Origin of the sequence: Pseudomonas orientalis, from assembly GCF_001439815.1 — a bacterium.
GTDB lineage: Bacteria > Pseudomonadota > Gammaproteobacteria > Pseudomonadales > Pseudomonadaceae > Aquipseudomonas > Aquipseudomonas orientalis.
Map to the genome: position 1 here is coordinate 17,959 of NZ_JYLM01000001.1, position 18,191 is coordinate 36,149.

Here is an 18,191-nt window from a genome sequence, read left to right on the forward strand (position 1 = left end):
TCGTCGGCCAGACACTACTCAAGTTGTAATTGCCCATGCTAGTAGATTCCCATTGCCATCTCGACCGTCTTGATCTCGCCCAGCACAACGGCTCCCTGGACGCCGCCCTCGACGCTGCGCGCCAGCGCGGGGTAGGGCACTTCCTGTGCATCGGCGTAAGTGCCGAGAACGCCGCCGACGTCAAAGCCCTCGCTGATCGCTACGCCGACGTGGATTGTTCGGTGGGTATTCATCCGCTGGACCTCAAGCCCGGCGAAGCACCGGCCCTGGACTGGCTGCTCGGCGAACTCAATCACCCGCGCGTCGTCGCCATTGGCGAGACAGGCCTGGATTACCACTACGAACCCGAAGCCGCCGATCTGCAGCAGGCCTCATTCCGCCTGCACCTGCAGGCCGCGCAGCAGACAGGCAAGCCGGTGATTGTCCACACCCGTGGCGCCCGCGCCGATACCCTGGCGCTCTTGCGCGAAGCCGCGTTGCCGCAGGCCGGTGTGCTGCATTGCTTCACCGAAGATTGGGAGATGGCCAAGGCCGCCCTGGACCTGGGGTTCTATATTTCCTTGTCGGGCATCGTTACCTTCCGCAATGCCGACGCGTTGCGTGATGTGGCCCGCCAGGTGCCTGCCGACCGGCTGCTGGTGGAGACCGATTCGCCGTACCTGGCGCCGATCCCCCATCGTGGCAAGCCGAACCTGCCGGAATATGTGCGTGACGTTGCGGATTATCTGGCGATGCTGCGCGGTGAGTCCTACGAGCGCTTCGCCGAGCAGACGACCGAGAACTTCAAGCGTCTGTTTCCATTGGCCCATGTGGCCGGCGCTACTACGTCTGCGACGTAGCGCTGTCGCGCATCAAAGCGGCTTGCCTTGCACTGCAGGAGCGAGCTTGCTCGCGAAAAACGTCAACGATAACGCGTGCATCCTGGATAAACGCGGTGTCTATGAGTTCTTCGCGAGCAAGCTCGCTCCTACAGAAAATCGCAGGCAAAAAAAACCCGGGTTCTGGGGGGTGAATCCGGGCTAAGACCATTAGGAGTAAAACAAGGGCACACAGTCCGTCGGTACCCAGGTCGACGCTTCACTTGGGGGAGATGTCGCGCCGACAGTTGAAGTATTGATCACTCTCGGATTCAGTCCAGTCTCGATTGATCGTTTTTTAAACAAATTTGGAATACGCGCGCTTCCCTTGAGTTCTCATTGAACGGATGTGTGCGTTGGAATCTCGCGTATGGTTTATGACTGATATTCCATAAATCGTTGGCGTACTGAAAGTAAAGTGCATGCCGGGTTCACATAGGCGTTGCCCAACGACCGTTCAGTCGGGATAATCCCTCGCATCGGGTAAATCGTATCGCCACGTATCCGTGGCCTGCGCAACCCTTCCTATTTCCGACCTTTGCAGACCTCTTCCTCATGCATAAAGAACCCCGTAAGGTCCGTGAGTTTCGCCGCCGTGAGCAGGAAATTCTCGACACCGCACTCAAATTGTTCCTCGAACAAGGCGAAGACAGCGTCACCGTCGAGATGATCGCGGATGCCGTGGGTATCGGCAAAGGCACGATCTACAAGCACTTCAAGTCCAAGGCCGAGATTTACCTGCGCTTGATGCTCGACTATGAGCGTGACTTGAACGAGCTGCTGCATTCAGCCGATGTCGACAAGGACAAAGAGGCCCTGTCCCGCGCCTATTTCGAGTTCCGCATGCGCGATCCCCAGCGCTACCGCCTGTTTGACCGCCTGGAAGAAAAGGTCGTCAAGGGCCATCAGGTGCCGGAAATGGTCGAGGAACTGCACAAGATCCGTGCCTCCAACTTCGAACGCCTGACTTTGCTGATCAAGGGGCGTATCAGCGAAGGCAAGCTCGAAGATGTGCCTCCGTACTTCCACTACTGCGCCGCCTGGGCGCTGGTGCATGGCGCCGTGGCGCTGTATCACTCGCCGTTCTGGAGCAATGTGCTGGAAGACCAGGAAGGGTTCTTCCAGTTCCTGATGGACATTGGCGTGCGCATGGGCAACAAGCGCAAGCACAGTGCCGAGCCGCCGTCCGTGGAATCGCCGTCCACCTGATGATTGGCTGCCACGCGCAGTACCCCAGGAATATACTCAGGCAAGGACCCTTGCTAAAAGCTGATTTATCAGTCAGCTTTTAGCGCGCCCCGATTCATCCTCTGCCGGAGTGGTTCATGATCGTTGATCGTCAAGGCAGGCGATTTCGCAATTTGCGGATCAGCCTGACCTCAGCCTGCAATTACGCCTGTACCTATTGCGTGCCCAACGGCAAGCGGCTGGTGGCTGCCCAGGACGAACTCTCGGCCCAGGCCATGGCGCGAGGCGTGGCTTACCTGATCGAAGCGGCCGGCATCGAGCGCCTGCGGATTACCGGCGGTGAGCCGCTGGTGAGTCCCAAGCTGGAAGCCTTCATGGGCGCCGTAGGGCAGATGGGGCTCAGCGATATCAGCCTGACCACCAACGGCCAGTTGCTGGCGCGCAAGCTGCCGCTGCTGGTGGACGCCGGTATCCGGCGCATCAACGTGTCCCTCGACACCCTGGATGCCGACGCCTTCCGCAGTATCGCCCGCGGTGGCGACCTGGCCACCGTGCTCGAGGGCATGGACCAGGCCCGCGCGGCCGGGATCAAGATCAAGGTCAATATGGTGCCCTTGCGCGGCCAGAACCTGGACCAGGTGATGCCGCTGCTCGATTACTGCCTGGCCCGGGGCTACGAGCTGCGCTTTATCGAATTGATGCGCATGGGGCATCTGGCGAAAGACTCCAACGCCTTCCTGCAGCAGTTTGTGAGCCTGCAACAATTGCTCAGCCTGATCGGCGAACAGCATGAATACCTGCAAGCCAATGCGCCCGTCGACGCGACGGCGGTGCGCTATGAAGTGCCGGGCAAGGGTTTCTTTGGTGTGATCGCCAATGAAAGCGTGCCGTTCTGCCGCACCTGTTCACGGTTGCGGCTGTCGTCTACGGGGTGGTTGCATGGTTGCCTGTCTTCGAGCAATCGTCACTATGTCGGCGACCTGCTGGACCAGCCGCGCCATCAGGCACTGCCGGCGCTGCAAGGTCTGCTGATGAAGGCCCTGGGCGACAAGCAGGAAGTGGCCTTCTCGGGAGGCGCGACGGTGATGAAGATCATTGGCGGCTAACTTCTTTCAATGTGGATGGCGGTCTGTAGGAGCGAGCTTGCTCGCGAAAAACGTCAACGATGACGCGCGCCTTCTGAATGAGCGGTGCCTGTGGGTTTTCGCGAGCAAGCTCGCTCCTACAGGGCATCAGGGCTTGCTCCCTCCCACATTTAAATCAAGCTGGCGCAGATTCTGCATCTCACGCCCATTCGCCGGTTTTCCGTCACCGGCCTCTGGAGGAATAGGATGCGTAGTCTGGTTTTGTTGCTGGCGTCGTTGGCACTCAGTGGTTGCATGACCGTCAGCGATATGGCCGAAGGCACCCGCTATCAGATGAGCGACGCCGGCTTGCTCGACCACAGTGATACGCGCCGCACCGCTTCAATTCGTGTGCAGCCGGACTCCTTTATCTTTATTGCCCAGGGCGCTTTCGTGCCGCCTGGCAGCGCGTATCCGCGTCCGAACGTGGTGGCCGAGGAAGCCTTCAACGGCTTCGTTGAATATTTCCCCATGGTGCGCCGCGCCCGTCAGCCCGAAGGCCTCGAACAGGCCATGGCCGAAGCGCGCGCGGCGGGGGCTCATTACCTGCTGTATTGCCGTTTTGCGGCAGCCGATGACCGTATCGGCAACGCCGACGAGTGGACCGACCAGCAAGCCCTGGACCGCCTCGGCCTGGACAGCGGCGTGATCCAGATCATGTTGATCGAGACCAGTACCCAGTATTTGATTGATACTGCACGCATTCGCAGTCGTGGCGGTTTACTGACGTTCCACGACAACACGCCACAAGATCTGATTGCCCGGCCCCTGGCCCAGTACGCCCGAGGCTTGCTCGGCATGAGCAATCAGTAAGCCTGAGGAGACCCCATGACCGATACCGCCAAAGCCAATGATCTGTTGGCGCAACTGCCCAAAGGCAAAGGGCCGGCGCCGGTGCATCTATGGAACCCGGATTTCTGCGGCCATATCGACATGCGCATCGCCCGCGACGGCACCTGGTTCTATCAGGGCACGCCTATCGGGCGCAAACCCATGGTCAAGTTGTTCTCCAACATCATCCGCCGCGATGGCGATGATTATTTCCTGATCACACCGGTGGAAAAGGTCGGCATCACTGTGGATGACGCGCCGTTTGTCGCCGTCACGCTTGAGGTGCAAGGGCAGGGTGAGGGCCAGGTACTGCGGTTTACCACCAACGTCGACGAACAGATCGAGGCCGGCCCTGAGCATCCGCTGCGGGTGGTGATCGATCCGCTCACCGAGGAACCGGCGCCTTATCTGCGGGTGCGCAGCAATCTCGAAGCTCTGGTGCACCGCAACGCGTTTTACCAATTGGTCGAGCTGGCCGTGAGCCGTCCGATCAACGGTCAGAACTGGCTTGGCGTATGGAGCAGCGGGGAGTTTTTCCCGATTGGCCTGGAGCCCTGAGGCCTGGTTTTCGATCTCCCTGAATAATTCGCTTGCTGGAGACAGCGCCTTTCGGGTATCAATTTGTACATGATTAGACATGTTCGATTCGATAAGAAAAAACGCGTCGTCGACGAGCTCATCCGCCGTATCGAGGGTGGGGTGATGGCCGACGGTTTCCTGTTGCCGGGTGAGCATCAACTGGCCGAAGAGTTTGCGGTCAGTCGTGGCACGCTGCGCGAAGCGCTGGCCGAGCTCAAGCGGCGTAACTATATCGCCACCCAGAGCGGTGTCGGCTCAATCGTCACGTTTGACGGCATGGGGCTCGACCAGCGTCATGGTTGGGCCCAGGCCCTGGCGGACACCGGCGCGCAAGTCAGCACCGAGGTGCTGCGCTTCGAAGCGGTGACACGCCCGGACCTGTTCAGCCGTTTCGGCAGCGAGCAGTTCATTGCCCTCGATCGCCTGCGGCGCACCGCCGATGGGACGGCGGTGTCGCTGGAGCGCTCGCTGATGCCGGCCACCGGCGACTTGGAAAGCCTGCCGCGCATCGGCCTGATCGACCATTCCCTGACCATCACCCTGGCAGCCTACGGCTATGTGGGCGCCTCGGGTGATCAATGGATCGGCGCCGAGGCCCTGAGCGATGACGACGCCCAGTTACTCGGTCGTCCGGCCGGCACGGTATTTCTCAAGGCCTCGCGCACCACCTATGACCGTCGCGAGCGTTTCATGGAGCATGTTGAAAGCTTGCTTGACCCTGTGCACTTTCGTTTGCACCTGCAATTCGGGGCGTCCAAATGACTGCTGAAATCCGCGCGCTCGGCGCGTTTTATGGCCTGGCCCTGGGCGATGCGCTGGGCATGCCCACCCAATCCCTGAGCCGTGAGCAGGTCCGGCAGCGCTTCGGCGCCATCACCGCCCTGGAAGATGCCGGCCCCCACCAGCCCATCGCGCCAGATATGCCCGCCGGTTCCATCACCGATGACACCGAGCAGGCGATCCTGGTCGGTGAGTTGTTGGTGGAAGGCCGCGGCATGATCGAGCCCGGCGTACTCGCCCGACGCCTGATCGACTGGGAAGCGGCCATGCGCGCCAAGGGTTCCCAGGACCTGCTCGGGCCGTCCACCAAGCGGGCGATCGATATGATCCTGGCGGGGCACACCCCCGAAGAGTCCGGGCGCTATGGCACCACCAATGGCGCGGCCATGCGCATCACGCCGGTGGGCATCGCCGCCGATGTCAGCGACCCGGTACGGTTTATCCAGGCAGTGATCCAGGCCTGCCAGGTCACCCATAACACCAGCCTGGGCATTGCCAGCGCGGCGGCGGTCGCGGCGGTGGTCTCGGCCGGTATCAACGGCGTGGACCTGGGCGAAGCGCTGAACATCGGTACCCAGGTTGCGCAACAGGCCGAACATCACGGCCACTGGGTTGCCGGCGGACGCATGTCCACCCGCATCAGTTGGGCACGCACCCTGAGCGTCGGCAGCGGCGATACCGTCCTGTTCACCGACTTGCTCTATGAGTTGATTGGTACCTCTGTCGCTTCCCAGGAGTCGGTGGTGGTGTCGTTCGCCCTCGCCCAGCAGGTTGCGTCGGGCGATATGAACGCTTTCGAAGCGTTGTGCCTGGCCGCGAGCCTGGGCGGCGACACCGACACCATCGCCGCGATCCTCGGCGCCATGCTCGGCGCCTGTCTGGGGATGCAGTGCTGGCCCGGGCCGCTGATCGAGCAGGTCAAACAGGTCAACAGCCTGGATCTGCAAGGGCTGGTTCAGGACCTGCTCGCCTTGCGCCAGGCCTCACGTTGATCCGCATTGAAGCTTTGCCACAACCATAACAATACAGGCACCAGGAGCACCCTCATGAGCAGCACGTCTTCCGGCCAGAGCGCCGGGCAATTGGAAACGCGCGGCATCGAGCCGGTCCCGGAAGGCGAGTGCAACGGGCACCCGCTGCAGCTGTTCTGGGTCTGGTTCGCGGCCAATATCAGCATCCTCGGTTTGCCGCTGGGTGCCACGCTGGTTGCGTTTCGGGGCCTGGCCATCTGGCAGGCAATCATCGTCGCAATCCTCGGCGCGGCCGGTTCCTTCGCGGTGGTGGGCATTATTTCCATCGCCGGTCGCCGTGGCCGCGCGCCCAGCCTGACCTTGTCCCGCGCCATCTTCGGCGTGCGCGGCAATATCGGGCCGACCCTGGTGTCGCTGATGTCGCGCCTGGGCTGGGAAACGGTCAACACCACCACGGCCGCGTTCGTGTTGCTGTCGCTGTGCTCGATCCTGTTCGGTTCCCCGGTAGAGGCGAAAAGCGCACCGGTGCTCACCCTGATCTTCATTGCCCTCTTCGTGCTGCTGACCCTGGCCGTTTCCGGCCTGGGCCATGCCACCTTGCTGGTGATCCAGAAATGGGCCACCTACGTGTTCGGCGCGCTGAACATCCTGGTGGGCGGCTTTCTCTGCGCCACCATCGACTGGAGCGCGGTATTCAACGCCACCCCGGCGCCGCTGAGCGCCATGATCATCGGCGTCGGCACCATGGCGGCCGGTACCGGTATCGGCTGGGCCAATGCCGGTGCCGATATGTCGCGTTACCAGCACCGCAGCGTCACGGCAGTGCGCCTGGTGGCTTCCGCCGCGTTCGGCGCGGGCATACCGCTGGTGTTGCTGATCACCCTCGGTGGCCTGCTGTCGGTGGGTAACAACGACCTGGCCTCGGCCACGGATCCGATCATTGCGATCCGCGACATGCTGCCGACCTGGATGGCGGTGCCGTACCTGATCACCGCGTTCGGCGGGCTGCTGTTGTCGAACAACCTGTCGGTGTATTCAGCCGGCCTCACCACCCTGACCCTGGGCTTGAAGGTCAAGCGCGTGCACGCGGTGATCGTCGATATCGTGGCGATTTTTGCCGGCTCCATTTACTTCATGCTGATCGCCGACAGTTTCTACGGTCCGTTCATTACCTTCATCTCCTTGCTGGCAGTACCGATTACCGCCTGGGTGGGGATTTTCGTGGTCGACCTGATCCACCGTCATTACTACAGCCCCACGGATTTGCTGGATGTCAGCCCGAGCAGCGCCTATTGGTATCGCGGCGGTGTGGAATGGCGCGCCTTTGGCGCCTGGGCGCTGGCCATTGTGCTGGGGTTCAGCTTCACCACCATCGGCACCACCGCCGACAACATCTGGTTTGCCGGGCCGTTGTCCGATTCCTGGCTGGGCCATAACGGCCTCGGCTGGATTGTCACTTTCCTGGTGGCCGGCGGCGTATATGCCGTACTGGGCGGCGCTGCCGATCGACGTTCGGCGCCAGTCGAGCGCGCCAATGTCTAGATTGCTGCACACCGGCCAGGTCATCGTCGACCTGGTCATGGCTCTCGATAGCTTGCCGGCGAGCGGGGGCGATGTGTTGGCCAGGTCCGCCAGTTTCGAAGCCGGCGGTGGCTTCAACGTGATGGCCGCTGCACGGCGCAATGGCCTGCCGGTGGTCTACCTGGGGCGTCACGGCAGCGGCCGCTTTGGTGACCTGGCCCGCGCGGCGATGCAGGCAGAAGGTATTGAAATGGCACTGCCGGCCAGCGGCGGCCAGGACACCGGTGTGTGCGTGTCCCTGACCGAAGCCACCACGGAGCGCACGTTCATTTCCCATCTCGGCGCCGAGGGAGAGCTGAGTGCCGAGGACTTGGCCCACGCAGTGCCGCGCAGCGATGACTTTGTATATGTCAGCGGTTACAGCCTGCTGCTTGAGGGCAAGGCGCAGGCGTTGATCGACTGGTTGCTGGCGCTGCCGCGCGAGATCGTGGTGGTGTTCGATCCAGGCCCGCTGGTCAAGGCGCCGGACTCGGCCTTGATGCGCGCGCTGTTGCCGCGTATCGATATCTGGACCAGCAATGGTCCTGAAGCGCTGGCGTTTACCGGTGCACCGGACATCGCCGCTGCGCTGCCCGCGTTGAGTCGGCACCTGCCCGCCAACACGCTGTTGGTGGTGCGCGATGGGCCGAATGGATGCTGGGTGGGGCGTGTGGGGAGCATTGAGCACGTGCCGGGCTTCAAGGTGCAGGCGGTGGACAGCAATGGCGCGGGGGATGCGCATGCAGGGGTATTTATCGCCGGACTGGCGAACGGCTTGAACCCCGCCGAGGCGGCGCGTCGAGCGAATGCAGCGGCGGCATTGGCGGTGACACACTGGGGACCGGCGACTTCCCCTGGCACTGCTGAAGTCGATGCACTGCTCGCTGAATAAACACCAATCAAAATGTGGAAGGGAGCAAGCCCCCTCCCACATTTGGAACTCTATTCAGCCGGCCTTGCGCAGCGCCTGGATTAGCTCATCCTTGCGCATGCTCGAACGCCCGGGAATATTCCTGGCCCGCGCTTCCTTCATCAGGCTTTCCTTGGCTTGCGTTCCAAGCGACGCACGACTGCCGCGAGGATGCCCCTCACGGCTGGCGGCTGCGCGCTTGGCCGAATCCTGCCGGTCCTGGGTTTTCTTTGCCGGCGCCTTGCGCTGACCGGACCCGCCGGCTTTTTCGCCGCCGCCGGACTGCTTGTTGACGGTGGCCCAAGCACGGGCTTCGGCTTCGTCCTTGGACACGCCCTTGTGCTCATAACTGTCTTCGATATGAGCGGCCTTGCGTTTCTGTTCAGGGGTGTATTTGGCTTTGCTTCCACGAGGCATCGCTAAAACTCCTTCTGGCCCCGGTCGCAGGGCCAGACCAGAAATGAATCACTGCGCGCCTTGACCTTCAAGCTTGCGCGCTTCATCCACACCCGACGCGGTCAATTTGATCGGCAGGTTCAACGAGTATTCACCGGCGTCGTCGGTGGCCACATTCCCGTCCCTGATCAGCCCACGGTCCTGCAGGAACGCCAAGACACTGGCGACTTCTTTTTCACCGCGGTAGTTATCCAGCACCTCCTTGCCCAAACCTTGCGGATGAGCGTGCAGCAGGCGGGTGAGGACTTCCTTTTCAAGGTCTCTATCGACGTTCATGTGTACCTCTTCACTGGGAAATGATCGGGTGTCGAGCGTGCATCAAGGTGCAGGTTGTTTCGGTGCACCCGGCAGGTTCGAATCGTCGCCCTTATTGACCTTCGGCTCATTGACCGATGGGCCCATTTTGCCGTTGCCGACTGCAGCCGGCGCCTGGCGCTGGGTATCGTGGCCCTGGGTGTGCGGATCGGCGGCGTTGGTGTTGTCGATGATCGCGCCGCCGTTGGTGTCGAGGCCGGTGCCCATGGACTTCTGCGATTCGGTGGTCGCGTCAGGCGTCGGATCGGTTGGACCGGTCGACGAGGTGGCGGCAAACGCGCTCAGCGACGCGGCAGACAGCAGGCCAGTGAGGGCCAGGGCAGCAAACTTGGAATTTTTCATGAGGGTGTCTCCATATGATTAATGTCCTTACCCTTGATTGGTCAGCCGCACTTTGCTGTTTGTGCCTTGATGGCGACGAACGGTCTTACGCGGTCTGTAAGATTTTATGTAGTCGCGAGGAGGAAATTGCGCTGCAATCAGTCATCAAAGCGTCTTAGTATGTGGGCTTTGAACTTGCCCAAGGCGCGCCCATGACCATCGAGATTCGCCCCGCCGTCCCCAGCGATGCTACGCAGATCCTGACTTTCATCACTGAACTGGCCGAGTATGAAAAAGCCCGGCACGAAGTGATCGCCAGCGTGGCGGATATCGAACGCAGTCTGTTCAGCGAGGGCGCCACCGCCCACGGCCTGATCTGTTCGCGCGATGGCGTGCCGATTGGCTTTGCGGTGTTCTTTTTCAGTTATTCCACGTGGTTGGGCAGTAACTGCCTGTATCTGGAAGACCTCTATATCAACCCGGAACAGCGCGGCGGCGGGGCGGGCAAGAAGTTGCTGCGCCACCTCGCCAGTATCGCCTGCGACAACGGCTGCGGGCGCTTCGAGTGGAGCGTGCTGGACTGGAACGAGCCGGCAATTGCCTTCTACAAATCCATCGGCGCGCAGCCCCAGGAAGAGTGGGTGCGCTACCGCATGGAAGGCAATGCGCTGAGGGATTTTGCCCAAGGCTGATAGGCAGTTGGAACCGGCCCTATGCGGCCGGTTTTTTTATGGGTTCTCTCACATTGTGGGATGTAAATTTATATATTGAGATGTTTCAGGCTCCGGGTTTATAGTCGCCAGCATCAGCACTCACTACCAAAAATAAAACAGGTGAAGCGATGCAGGCACAACCGTTGTCCTTACCCGCCGTGCCCGAGCCCACTTACGGTGAGCGACTCAAGCACAAGGTGGTGATCATTACCGGCGCTGCGCAGGGCATTGGCGAGGCGATCGTGGCGTGCTTCCAGGCGCAGCAGGCACGGTTGGTGATCGCGGACATTCAAGGCGACAAGGTCGAGAAAGTTGCGGCCCATTGGCGCGAACGCGGCGCCGAGATTGTCGCGCAAGCCGTCGATATCACTTCCAAAGATCAATGGCAGGCCCTGGTCGATGTGGCCATCAAGCGCTTCGGCCGCGTGGACGTGCTGGTCAACTGCGCCGGGGTCAATGTGTTTCGCGACCCCCTGGAAATGACCGACGAGGACTGGCGCCGCTGCTTCGCCATCGATCTTGACGGCGCCTGGTACGGTTGCCGCGCGGTGCTGCCGCACATGATCGAGCAGGGCATCGGCAACATCATCAACATTGCGTCCACCCATTCCAGCCACATCATTCCCGGCTGCTTTCCCTATCCCGTCGCCAAGCACGGCCTGCTCGGCCTCACCCGCGCCCTTGGTATCGAATACGCATCCAAGGGCATCCGCGTGAATGCCATCGCCCCGGGCTATATCGAAACCCAGCTCAACGTCGACTACTGGAACGCTTTCCCCGATCCCCACGCGGAGCGTCAGCGGGCGTTCGACCTGCACCCGCCCAAGCGCATCGGCCAGCCCATCGAGGTGGCGATGACCGCGCTGTTCCTGGCGACCGACGAGGCGCCCTTTATCAATGCCACCTGCCTGATGATCGATGGTGGGCGGTCTGTGATGTACCACGACTGAATCGTTTTCCAATAACAACAATGAGGTGGTCCATGTTCAAGAAGACACTCGGCGCTGTGGCGCTTGCGTTGGCGTTCAGTGGGTTCGCATCCGCTGAAGAAGTGAAGATCGGTTTCCTGGTCAAGCAGGCCGAGGAACCGTGGTTCCAGACTGAATGGGCCTTCGCCGAAAAAGCCGGCAAGGAACACGGTTTCACCGTGATCAAGATCGCCGTACCCGACGGCGAGAAAACCCTTTCAGCCATCGACAGCCTGGCGGCCAACGGCGCCAAGGGCTTTGTTATCTGCCCTCCGGACGTGTCCCTGGGCCCGGCAATTGTCGCCAAGGCCAAGGCCAATGGCCTCAAAGTGATCGCCGTGGATGACCGTTTCGTCGACGCCAAAGGCGCCTTTATGGAAGACGTGCCGTACCTGGGCATGGCCGCGTTCGAAGTCGGCCAGAAGCAGGGCGCCGCCATGGCCGCTGAAGCGAAGAAACGCGGCTGGGACTGGAAGGACACCTACGCGGTGATCAACACCTTCAACGAACTCGACACCGGCAAGAAACGCACCGACGGCTCGATCAAATCCCTGGAAGAAGCCGGCATTCCCAAGGACCACATCCTTACCGCCGCGCTTAAAACCCTCGACGTGCCCGGCAGCATGGACGCCACCAACTCGGCCCTGGTCAAGTTGCCCAGCGGTGCGAAAAACCTGATCATCGGCGGCATGAACGACAACACCGTGCTCGGCGGCGTACGCGCCACTGAAAGCGCCGGCTTCAAGGCCGCCAACGTGATCGGCATCGGCATCAATGGCACCGACGCCATTGGTGAGCTCAAGAAGAAAGAAAGCGGCTTCTTCGGCTCCATGCTGCCCAGCCCGCATATCGAGGGTTACAACACCGCGCTGGCGATGTACGAGTGGGTCACCACCGGCAAGGAACCGGCCAAATACACCGCCATGGACGAAGTGACCTTGATCACCCGCGCCAACTTCCAGGAAGAACTGACCAAGATCGGCCTGTGGAAATGAGCGGCGCGGCCTTGCGTTTCAACGGCATCGGCAAGGAGTTTCCCGGTGTGAAAGCCCTGGCGCAGATCAGCTTTGAAGCGCGGCCGCACTCGGTACATGCGCTGATGGGCGAGAACGGCGCGGGCAAGTCGACGCTGTTGAAGATCCTCGGCGGCGCCTACATCCCCAGCAGCGGCACGGTGCAGATCGGCGAGCAGACCATGGCCTTCAAATGCGCTGCCGACAGCATTGCCAGCGGCGTCGCGGTGATTCACCAGGAGCTGCACCTGGTACCGGAAATGACCGTGGCCGAGAACCTGTTTCTCGGGCATATGCCGTCGCGCTTTGGTGTGGTCAACGCCGGTTTGCTGCGTCAGCAGGCGCTGGCATGTCTCAAGGGCCTGGCCGATGAAATCGATCCCCAGGAAAAGCTTGGCCGCCTGTCCCTGGGCCAGCGTCAATTGGTGGAAATCGCCAAGGCGCTGTCCCGTGGCGCCCATGTGATCGCCTTCGATGAGCCGACCAGCAGTTTGTCCGCCCGCGAAATCGATCGCTTGATGGCGATCATCACGCGCCTGCGCGATGAGGGCAAAGTGGTGCTCTACGTATCGCACCGCATGGAGGAGGTGTTCCGCATCTGCGACGCGGTGACGGTATTCAAGGACGGCCGCTTTGTGCGCACCTTCGAGGACATGAGTGCGCTGACCCACGATCAGTTGGTGACCTGCATGGTCGGCCGCGATATCCAGGACATCTACGATTACCGCCCGCGTGAGCAGGGCGAAGTCGCCCTGAAGGTCGACGGCCTGCTCGGCCCCGGCCTGCGCGAACCGATCAGTTTCAATGTGCGCAAAGGCGAAATCCTCGGGCTGTTCGGATTGGTAGGGGCAGGGCGCACGGAGCTGTTCCGGCTGCTCAGCGGCCTGGAGCGTGCCAGTGCCGGCAAGCTGCAACTGTGCGGTGAGTCGCTGCACCTGCGCACCCCGCGCGATGCCATCGCGGCCGGTGTGCTGCTGTGCCCCGAGGACCGCAAGAAGGAGGGCATCCTGCCGCTCGCCAGCGTCGCGGAAAACATCAATATCAGTGCCCGTGGCGCACATTCGGCGTTCGGCTGGCTGTTGCGCGATCGCTGGGAGAAGGGTAACGCCGACACACAGATCAAGGCGCTCAAAGTGAAAACGCCGAATGCCGGACAGAAGATCATGTACCTGTCCGGCGGCAACCAACAGAAAGCCATTCTGGGCCGCTGGCTGTCGATGCCGATGAAGGTGCTGCTGCTGGACGAACCCACGCGCGGCATCGACATCGGTGCCAAGTCGGAGATCTATCAGATCATTCACAACCTCGCCGCGCAGGGGATTGCCGTGATCGTGGTGTCCAGCGACCTGATGGAAGTCATGGGCATCTGTGACCGCATCCTGGTGATGAGCGAAGGCACCCTCACGGGCGAGCTACCCCGCGAACAGGCGGATGAAGCACGGCTGTTGCAACTGGCACTCCCGCGCACGCGGGCTTGAACAACAAGAGGGCACCGGTATGTCTCAGGTAAAAACGGCAAAAGGCTTCTGGCCAGGGTTCAACCAACGCAAGTTTCTCGATGACTGGGTGATGTTGTTGGCCGCCTTGGGCATCTTCGTGCTCAGCGCGTTGTTCATCGACAATTTCCTTTCACCCCTGAACATGCGCGGGCTGGGCCTGGCGATTTCCACCGTGGGCATCGCCGCGTGCACCATGCTGTTCTGCCTGGCGTCGGGGCACTTCGACTTGTCGGTGGGCTCGGTGATCGCCTGTGCCGGCGTGGTCGCGGGCATCGTGATCCGCGACACCGACAGCGTGATGCTCGGGGTGTCGGCGGCCCTGGCCATGGGCCTGGTGGTGGGATTGATCAATGGCATCGTCATCGCCAAGCTGCGCATCAACGCGCTGATCGCGACCCTGGCGACCATGCAGATCGTACGCGGCCTGGCCTACATCTTCTCCAACGGCAAGGCGGTGGGGGTGATGGATGAAGGCTTTTTCGTGTTCGGCAACGGCCAACTGCTGGGCGTGCCGGTGCCGATCATCATTACCGTGTTGTGCTTTATGTTCTTTGGCTGGCTGCTCAACTACACCACCTATGGGCGCAACACCATGGCCATTGGCGGTAACCAGGAAGCGGCGCTGCTGGCGGGGGTCAACGTTGATCGCACCAAGATCATCATCTTTGCCGTACACGGTCTGATCGGCGCGCTGGCCGGGGTGATCCTGGCCTCGCGCATGACCTCCGGCCAGCCGATGATCGGCCAGGGCTTCGAGCTGACTGTGATATCGGCGTGCGTGCTGGGCGGCGTGTCGTTGAGCGGCGGTATCGGCATGATCCGCCATGTGATTGCCGGGGTGTTGATTCTGGCGATCATCGAGAACGCGATGAACCTGAAGAACATCGACACGTTTTACCAGTACGTGATTCGCGGCTCGATCCTGTTGCTGGCGGTCATCATCGACCGCATGAAGCAACGCTGATCCCAAGCCATATGAGGATCAAAATGTGGGAGGGGGCTTGCCCCCGATAGCGGTCTATCAGTAGACAGATGTGCAAGCTGACCCACCGCTATCGGGGGCAAGCCCCCTCCCACAGTGGATCTCCTCTGTTCAGAAGGGCAGCTTTTGCCATAATGGCGCCGTTTTCGTACTTCCCAAAAGGCCCGATATGCAGGAAAACGCTCACTCTCCCGTCAAAGACGCAGCCCCCACCGGCACCCAGACCCTGCTGCGTGGCCTGGGCGTGGTGCAGGCGGTGGCGGCCGGTGCGCGGGATCTGAAAGAGATCGCCCGGCGTATCGGCACTACCCGCAGCACCACCCATCGCCTGGCCAGTTGCCTGGTGGAGGAGCGTTATCTGCGCGTGGTGCCGCAGGTCGGTTACCTGCTGGGGCCCAAGCTGATCGAGCTGGGGTTCCAGGCGCGCGAAGAGCTGCCGCTGGTCAACCTGGCGGTGCCTTATCTGGACGAGTTGTCAGCCCTCACCGGCGACACCATTCACCTGGCGATTCGCGAATATGACGAGGTGCTCTACCTGCACAAGAATCCCGGCCGCAATGGTCCGGAAATGCGCTCGCGGGTGGGTCACCGCATGCCGCTGGCGCGCACCGGTATCGGCAAGGCATTGATGCTCGACGACAGCGTGGAGGAATGGCAGCGCCTGTATCAGGTCAGCCTGCCGGCGGGGGGCAAGAACCTGCAATGGCCGCAGCACCCCGAACAGTCCTGGGCGCAGTTCGAGCAGCGCATGCATGAATACGTGGTGGGCGGGTATGCGTTCGATCTGGAAGACAACGAACCGTCGATCCGTTGCGTCGCGGCACCGGTGCGCGATGCCAGCCGGCGGATCGTCGCCGGCATCAGCATCGCCAGTACCTTGCCCTACATGCCGCTGGAGAAAATGGCCGAGCTGATCCCTGTGATCAAACAGGTCGCGGCCCGGCTCTCGGCGCAACTGGGCGCGAAGGCCTGATCAGGCCTTCAGGGTCGCCATGTCGATGACGAAGCGATACTTCACGTCTCCGGCGATCATGCGGGTGTAGGCCTCGTTGATCTGGCGGATGTCGAGCATCTCGATGTCGCAGGTAATGCCATGCTCGGCGCAGAAATCCAGGACTTCCTGGGTTTCGGCAATGCCGCCGATCAGCGAGCCGGCCAGCACTTTACGGCCCAATACCAGTTTGGCGGCGTTGACGGGTGGGTCCACAGGCTCGATCAGGCCGACCAGGATATGCACGCCGTCAAAGCGCAGCACGTCGAGGTAAGGGTTCAGGTCATGCTGCACCGGGATGGTGTCGAGCAGGAAGTCGAAGTGCCCGGCGGCGGCTTTCATCTGCTCGGCATCGGTGGACACGATCACATGGTCGGCGCCCTGGCGGCGGCCTTCTTCAGCCTTGCTCGCCGAGCGGGTGAACAGCGTCACTTCGGCGCCCATGGCCTTGGCGAACTTGATGCCCATATGGCCCAGGCCGCCCATGCCGAGAATCCCGACCTTGTCGCCGGCCTTCACGCCGTAGTGCTTGAGCGGCGAGTAGGTGGTGATGCCCGCGCAGAGAATCGGCGCGGCGCTGGCCAGGTCGAGCCTGGCCGGGATCTTCACCACGAAGTGTTCGCTGACCACGATGCTGTCGGAATAACCGCCCATGGTGTTGCTGCCGTCCACGCGGTCCGGGGTGGCGTAGGTCATGGTCGGGCCTTCGAGGCAGTATTGCTCCAGATCCGATTGGCAGGCGTCGCAGTGGCGGCACGAATCGACCATGCAGCCCACGCCGACCAGGTCACCGACCTTGTGCGCAGTAACACTGGCGCCGACGGCCGTGACCTTGCCGACGATTTCATGGCCGGGCATCAGCGGGTAGACCGCGATGCCCCATTCATTGCGCGCCTGGTGGATGTCGGAGTGGCACACGCCGCAGTAGAGAATCTCGATGGCCACGTCATCGGCGCGCGGGCTGCGGCGTTCAAACGACATGGGGGCGAGGGGAGTGGTGGCCGACTGGGCGGCGTAACCGATAGCGGTGTACATAGGGAAACCTCGCAACTGCATTGAAAAGTGAGGCGGGCCATTCTCCTCATCGACCTTGCGTGCGGCCATGGCGATTGCTCCGAGTCTTATGCCTATTCGTCCGGCAGTGCCCCCTGTTTGGATGCATGTGTCGCCAGACCTGCGATGATGTTCTTATCCCTTTTTCGCGAAGTTTTTTGCCATGCTGTTGACCCGCCATCTCGACGCCAACGCCACCCTGGTTTCCCTGATCGAGGGGCTTGCGTCCCGCGACGGCTTTTCGCCGACTCATCTGCCGGGCGTCAAGGTATTGCGCGCCAGCTGCGATGTGGCGCGTGGGCCGCAGATCTACGAGCCGAGCCTGATGTTCGTGGCCCAGGGCAGCAAGGTCGCCTACCTGGGCCCGCGTACGCTGGAGTACGGCGCCGGGCACTACCTGATCCAGGCCATGCCGGTGCCGTTCGAATGCGAGACGTTTGCCATGGCCCCCGGGGCGCCGTTGCTCGGCGTGACGGTCGGCATTGATCGGGTGGTGCTGGGTGAGTTGGTCATGGCCATGGGCATGCAAGCCGGACCACCGCCGGCGGCGCAGACCCTGGAGTCGATGAGTTCGGTGGTGCTCGATGACGCCATGCGCGGGTGCGTCGAACGGTTGTTGCAGTGCCTGCACGATCCGCTGGAGAGCCGGATCATGGGCCCGGCGCGGGTCCGCGAATTGTTATTCACCGCGTTACGCGGGCCACAGGCCGATGTGCTGCGTGCATTGGTGGAGCAGCAAGGGCAGTTTTCGCGGATTGCCACGTCCCTTAACCACCTGCATGCCCATTACGCCGAACCGCTGAATATCGAGACGCTGGCCGGTTTCGCGCACATGAGTGCGTCGACCTTTCACGAACACTTCAAGCGCTGCACGCTGTTGTCGCCGGTGCAGTATCTCAAGCGCCTGCGATTACTCAAGGCCCAGCAGCTGTTGCTGGTCGACGGCATGGGCGTGGCGCAGGCGGCGCATAGCGTGGGGTATCAGAGTACGTCGCAGTTCAGCCGGGAATATAAGCGTTACTTTCTGCGTAATCCTGGTGAAGAGCGAGCGGCCTGAATCTGCCGGGTAAGCCCGCCAAG

At 61.8% G+C, this 18,191-nt stretch carries 20 protein-coding genes; 16 read left to right on the top strand and 4 right to left on the bottom strand.

The window, feature by feature from the left end; translation table 11 throughout:
- The first annotated feature begins 35 nt into the window (after positions 1 to 35).
- The 9 genes from TU82_RS00095 to TU82_RS00135 all read left to right on the top strand — a co-directional run bounded on the left by TU82_RS00095 (position 36) and on the right by TU82_RS00135 (position 8,782).
- Positions 36 to 839, top strand: a complete 804-nt coding sequence (locus TU82_RS00095) for a TatD family hydrolase (RefSeq protein WP_057721124.1) — start codon at positions 36 to 38, stop codon at positions 837 to 839.
- 573 nt (positions 840 to 1,412) lie between these two features.
- Positions 1,413 to 2,066 carry a TetR/AcrR family transcriptional regulator gene (locus TU82_RS00100; protein ID WP_057721125.1) on the top strand — a complete coding sequence of 218 codons (654 nt, stop codon included), beginning with the start codon at positions 1,413 to 1,415 and terminating at the stop codon, positions 2,064 to 2,066.
- A gap of 116 nt (positions 2,067 to 2,182) precedes the next feature.
- Complete coding sequence (locus TU82_RS00105; protein ID WP_057721126.1) at positions 2,183 to 3,151, top strand: GTP 3',8-cyclase MoaA; 969 nt, start codon at positions 2,183 to 2,185, stop codon at positions 3,149 to 3,151.
- 225 nt (positions 3,152 to 3,376) lie between these two features.
- Positions 3,377 to 3,982 carry a DUF4823 domain-containing protein gene (locus TU82_RS00110; protein WP_057721127.1) on the top strand — a complete coding sequence of 202 codons (606 nt, stop codon included), beginning with the start codon at positions 3,377 to 3,379 and terminating at the stop codon, positions 3,980 to 3,982.
- 15 nt (positions 3,983 to 3,997) lie between these two features.
- Positions 3,998 to 4,558, top strand: coding sequence for a DUF1285 domain-containing protein (locus tag TU82_RS00115; RefSeq protein WP_057721128.1), 561 nt, complete (start codon positions 3,998 to 4,000; stop codon positions 4,556 to 4,558).
- Between the two features lie 69 nt (positions 4,559 to 4,627).
- Entirely contained in the window at positions 4,628 to 5,341 is a 714-nt protein-coding gene (locus TU82_RS00120) for a GntR family transcriptional regulator (protein ID WP_057721129.1), read from the top strand.
- On the top strand, positions 5,338 to 6,351 hold the full coding sequence (locus tag TU82_RS00125; RefSeq protein WP_057721130.1) for an ADP-ribosylglycohydrolase family protein: 1,014 nt from the start codon (positions 5,338 to 5,340) through the stop codon (positions 6,349 to 6,351). Before TU82_RS00120 ends, TU82_RS00125 begins: the two co-directional genes overlap by 4 nt.
- A gap of 54 nt (positions 6,352 to 6,405) precedes the next feature.
- Positions 6,406 to 7,872: a purine-cytosine permease family protein gene (locus TU82_RS00130; protein WP_057721131.1), complete on the top strand. Its 1,467-nt coding sequence runs from the start codon at positions 6,406 to 6,408 to the stop codon at positions 7,870 to 7,872.
- Positions 7,865 to 8,782, top strand: a complete 918-nt coding sequence (locus TU82_RS00135; RefSeq protein ID WP_057721877.1) for a PfkB family carbohydrate kinase — start codon at positions 7,865 to 7,867, stop codon at positions 8,780 to 8,782. Before TU82_RS00130 ends, TU82_RS00135 begins: the two co-directional genes overlap by 8 nt.
- A 54-nt stretch (positions 8,783 to 8,836) precedes the next feature.
- On the opposite strand, the gene TU82_RS00140 is transcribed toward TU82_RS00135, so the two are convergent.
- Genes TU82_RS00140 through TU82_RS00150 form a run of 3 tightly spaced genes read right to left on the bottom strand, consistent with a single transcriptional unit; the run spans position 8,837 to position 9,913 of the window.
- Positions 8,837 to 9,217 (bottom strand): termination factor Rho, encoded by a 381-nt coding sequence (locus tag TU82_RS00140; RefSeq protein WP_057721132.1) that lies wholly within the window; start codon positions 9,215 to 9,217, stop codon positions 8,837 to 8,839.
- A 48-nt stretch (positions 9,218 to 9,265) separates the two neighbouring features.
- Positions 9,266 to 9,532 carry a hypothetical protein gene (locus TU82_RS00145; RefSeq protein WP_057721133.1) on the bottom strand — a complete coding sequence of 89 codons (267 nt, stop codon included), beginning with the start codon at positions 9,530 to 9,532 and terminating at the stop codon, positions 9,266 to 9,268.
- 42 nt (positions 9,533 to 9,574) lie between these two features.
- The gene (locus TU82_RS00150) at positions 9,575 to 9,913 is read right to left on the bottom strand and encodes a hypothetical protein (RefSeq protein WP_057721134.1); all 339 of its coding nucleotides are present in this window, start codon (positions 9,911 to 9,913) and stop codon (positions 9,575 to 9,577) included.
- A 191-nt stretch (positions 9,914 to 10,104) separates the two neighbouring features.
- Between TU82_RS00150 and TU82_RS00155 the strand changes: the two genes are divergently transcribed.
- The 6 genes from TU82_RS00155 (at position 10,105) to TU82_RS00180 (ending at position 16,040) form a co-directional block, all read left to right on the top strand.
- The gene (locus TU82_RS00155; protein ID WP_057721135.1) at positions 10,105 to 10,584 is read left to right on the top strand and encodes a GNAT family N-acetyltransferase; all 480 of its coding nucleotides are present in this window, start codon (positions 10,105 to 10,107) and stop codon (positions 10,582 to 10,584) included.
- A 149-nt stretch (positions 10,585 to 10,733) separates the two neighbouring features.
- Positions 10,734 to 11,555 (top strand): SDR family oxidoreductase, encoded by an 822-nt coding sequence (locus tag TU82_RS00160; RefSeq protein WP_057721136.1) that lies wholly within the window; start codon positions 10,734 to 10,736, stop codon positions 11,553 to 11,555.
- Between the two features lie 32 nt (positions 11,556 to 11,587).
- Positions 11,588 to 12,568 carry a substrate-binding domain-containing protein gene (locus TU82_RS00165; protein WP_156421621.1) on the top strand — a complete coding sequence of 327 codons (981 nt, stop codon included), beginning with the start codon at positions 11,588 to 11,590 and terminating at the stop codon, positions 12,566 to 12,568.
- Positions 12,565 to 14,064, top strand: a complete 1,500-nt coding sequence (araG, locus tag TU82_RS00170) for an L-arabinose ABC transporter ATP-binding protein AraG (protein ID WP_057721138.1) — start codon at positions 12,565 to 12,567, stop codon at positions 14,062 to 14,064. The genes TU82_RS00165 and araG overlap by 4 nt, the downstream gene beginning before the upstream one ends.
- Before the next feature lie 19 nt (positions 14,065 to 14,083).
- On the top strand, positions 14,084 to 15,049 hold the full coding sequence (gene araH, locus TU82_RS00175; protein WP_057721139.1) for an L-arabinose ABC transporter permease AraH: 966 nt from the start codon (positions 14,084 to 14,086) through the stop codon (positions 15,047 to 15,049).
- Positions 15,050 to 15,236: 187 nt separating this feature from the next.
- The gene (locus TU82_RS00180; protein ID WP_057721140.1) at positions 15,237 to 16,040 is read left to right on the top strand and encodes an IclR family transcriptional regulator; all 804 of its coding nucleotides are present in this window, start codon (positions 15,237 to 15,239) and stop codon (positions 16,038 to 16,040) included.
- Here the strand turns inward: TU82_RS00180 and TU82_RS00185 are convergent, their stop codons facing one another.
- The gene (locus TU82_RS00185; RefSeq protein ID WP_057721878.1) at positions 16,041 to 17,093 is read right to left on the bottom strand and encodes an NAD(P)-dependent alcohol dehydrogenase; all 1,053 of its coding nucleotides are present in this window, start codon (positions 17,091 to 17,093) and stop codon (positions 16,041 to 16,043) included.
- A 181-nt stretch (positions 17,094 to 17,274) separates the two neighbouring features.
- Between TU82_RS00185 and TU82_RS00190 the strand changes: the two genes are divergently transcribed.
- Positions 17,275 to 18,168, top strand: coding sequence for an AraC family transcriptional regulator (locus TU82_RS00190; RefSeq protein ID WP_057721141.1), 894 nt, complete (start codon positions 17,275 to 17,277; stop codon positions 18,166 to 18,168).
- Positions 18,169 to 18,191 lie beyond the last annotated feature (23 nt).

What these genes read in the sequence shown, in the direction of transcription:
- TU82_RS00130 (WP_057721131.1), top strand. Translation starts at nt 6,406, where the DNA reads ATGAGCAGCACGTCTTCCGGCCAGAGCGCCGGGCAATTGGAAACGCGC.
- TU82_RS00100 (WP_057721125.1), top strand. Translation starts at nt 1,413, where the DNA reads ATGCATAAAGAACCCCGTAAGGTCCGTGAGTTTCGCCGCCGTGAGCAG.
- TU82_RS00150 (WP_057721134.1), bottom strand. Translation starts at nt 9,913, where the DNA reads ATGAAAAATTCCAAGTTTGCTGCCCTGGCCCTCACTGGCCTGCTGTCT.
- TU82_RS00160 (WP_057721136.1), top strand. Translation starts at nt 10,734, where the DNA reads ATGCAGGCACAACCGTTGTCCTTACCCGCCGTGCCCGAGCCCACTTAC.
- TU82_RS00180 (WP_057721140.1), top strand. Translation starts at nt 15,237, where the DNA reads ATGCAGGAAAACGCTCACTCTCCCGTCAAAGACGCAGCCCCCACCGGC.
- TU82_RS00140 (WP_057721132.1), bottom strand. Translation starts at nt 9,217, where the DNA reads ATGCCTCGTGGAAGCAAAGCCAAATACACCCCTGAACAGAAACGCAAG.
- TU82_RS00145 (WP_057721133.1), bottom strand. Translation starts at nt 9,532, where the DNA reads ATGAACGTCGATAGAGACCTTGAAAAGGAAGTCCTCACCCGCCTGCTG.
- TU82_RS00190 (WP_057721141.1), top strand. Translation starts at nt 17,275, where the DNA reads ATGCTGTTGACCCGCCATCTCGACGCCAACGCCACCCTGGTTTCCCTG.
- TU82_RS00165 (WP_156421621.1), top strand. Translation starts at nt 11,588, where the DNA reads ATGTTCAAGAAGACACTCGGCGCTGTGGCGCTTGCGTTGGCGTTCAGT.
- TU82_RS00105 (WP_057721126.1), top strand. Translation starts at nt 2,183, where the DNA reads ATGATCGTTGATCGTCAAGGCAGGCGATTTCGCAATTTGCGGATCAGC.
- TU82_RS00115 (WP_057721128.1), top strand. Translation starts at nt 3,998, where the DNA reads ATGACCGATACCGCCAAAGCCAATGATCTGTTGGCGCAACTGCCCAAA.
- araH (WP_057721139.1), top strand. Translation starts at nt 14,084, where the DNA reads ATGTCTCAGGTAAAAACGGCAAAAGGCTTCTGGCCAGGGTTCAACCAA.
- TU82_RS00135 (WP_057721877.1), top strand. Translation starts at nt 7,865, where the DNA reads ATGTCTAGATTGCTGCACACCGGCCAGGTCATCGTCGACCTGGTCATG.
- TU82_RS00155 (WP_057721135.1), top strand. Translation starts at nt 10,105, where the DNA reads ATGACCATCGAGATTCGCCCCGCCGTCCCCAGCGATGCTACGCAGATC.
- TU82_RS00120 (WP_057721129.1), top strand. Translation starts at nt 4,628, where the DNA reads ATGATTAGACATGTTCGATTCGATAAGAAAAAACGCGTCGTCGACGAG.
- TU82_RS00095 (WP_057721124.1), top strand. Translation starts at nt 36, where the DNA reads ATGCTAGTAGATTCCCATTGCCATCTCGACCGTCTTGATCTCGCCCAG.
- TU82_RS00125 (WP_057721130.1), top strand. Translation starts at nt 5,338, where the DNA reads ATGACTGCTGAAATCCGCGCGCTCGGCGCGTTTTATGGCCTGGCCCTG.
- TU82_RS00110 (WP_057721127.1), top strand. Translation starts at nt 3,377, where the DNA reads ATGCGTAGTCTGGTTTTGTTGCTGGCGTCGTTGGCACTCAGTGGTTGC.
- TU82_RS00185 (WP_057721878.1), bottom strand. Translation starts at nt 17,093, where the DNA reads ATGTACACCGCTATCGGTTACGCCGCCCAGTCGGCCACCACTCCCCTC.
- araG (WP_057721138.1), top strand. Translation starts at nt 12,565, where the DNA reads ATGAGCGGCGCGGCCTTGCGTTTCAACGGCATCGGCAAGGAGTTTCCC.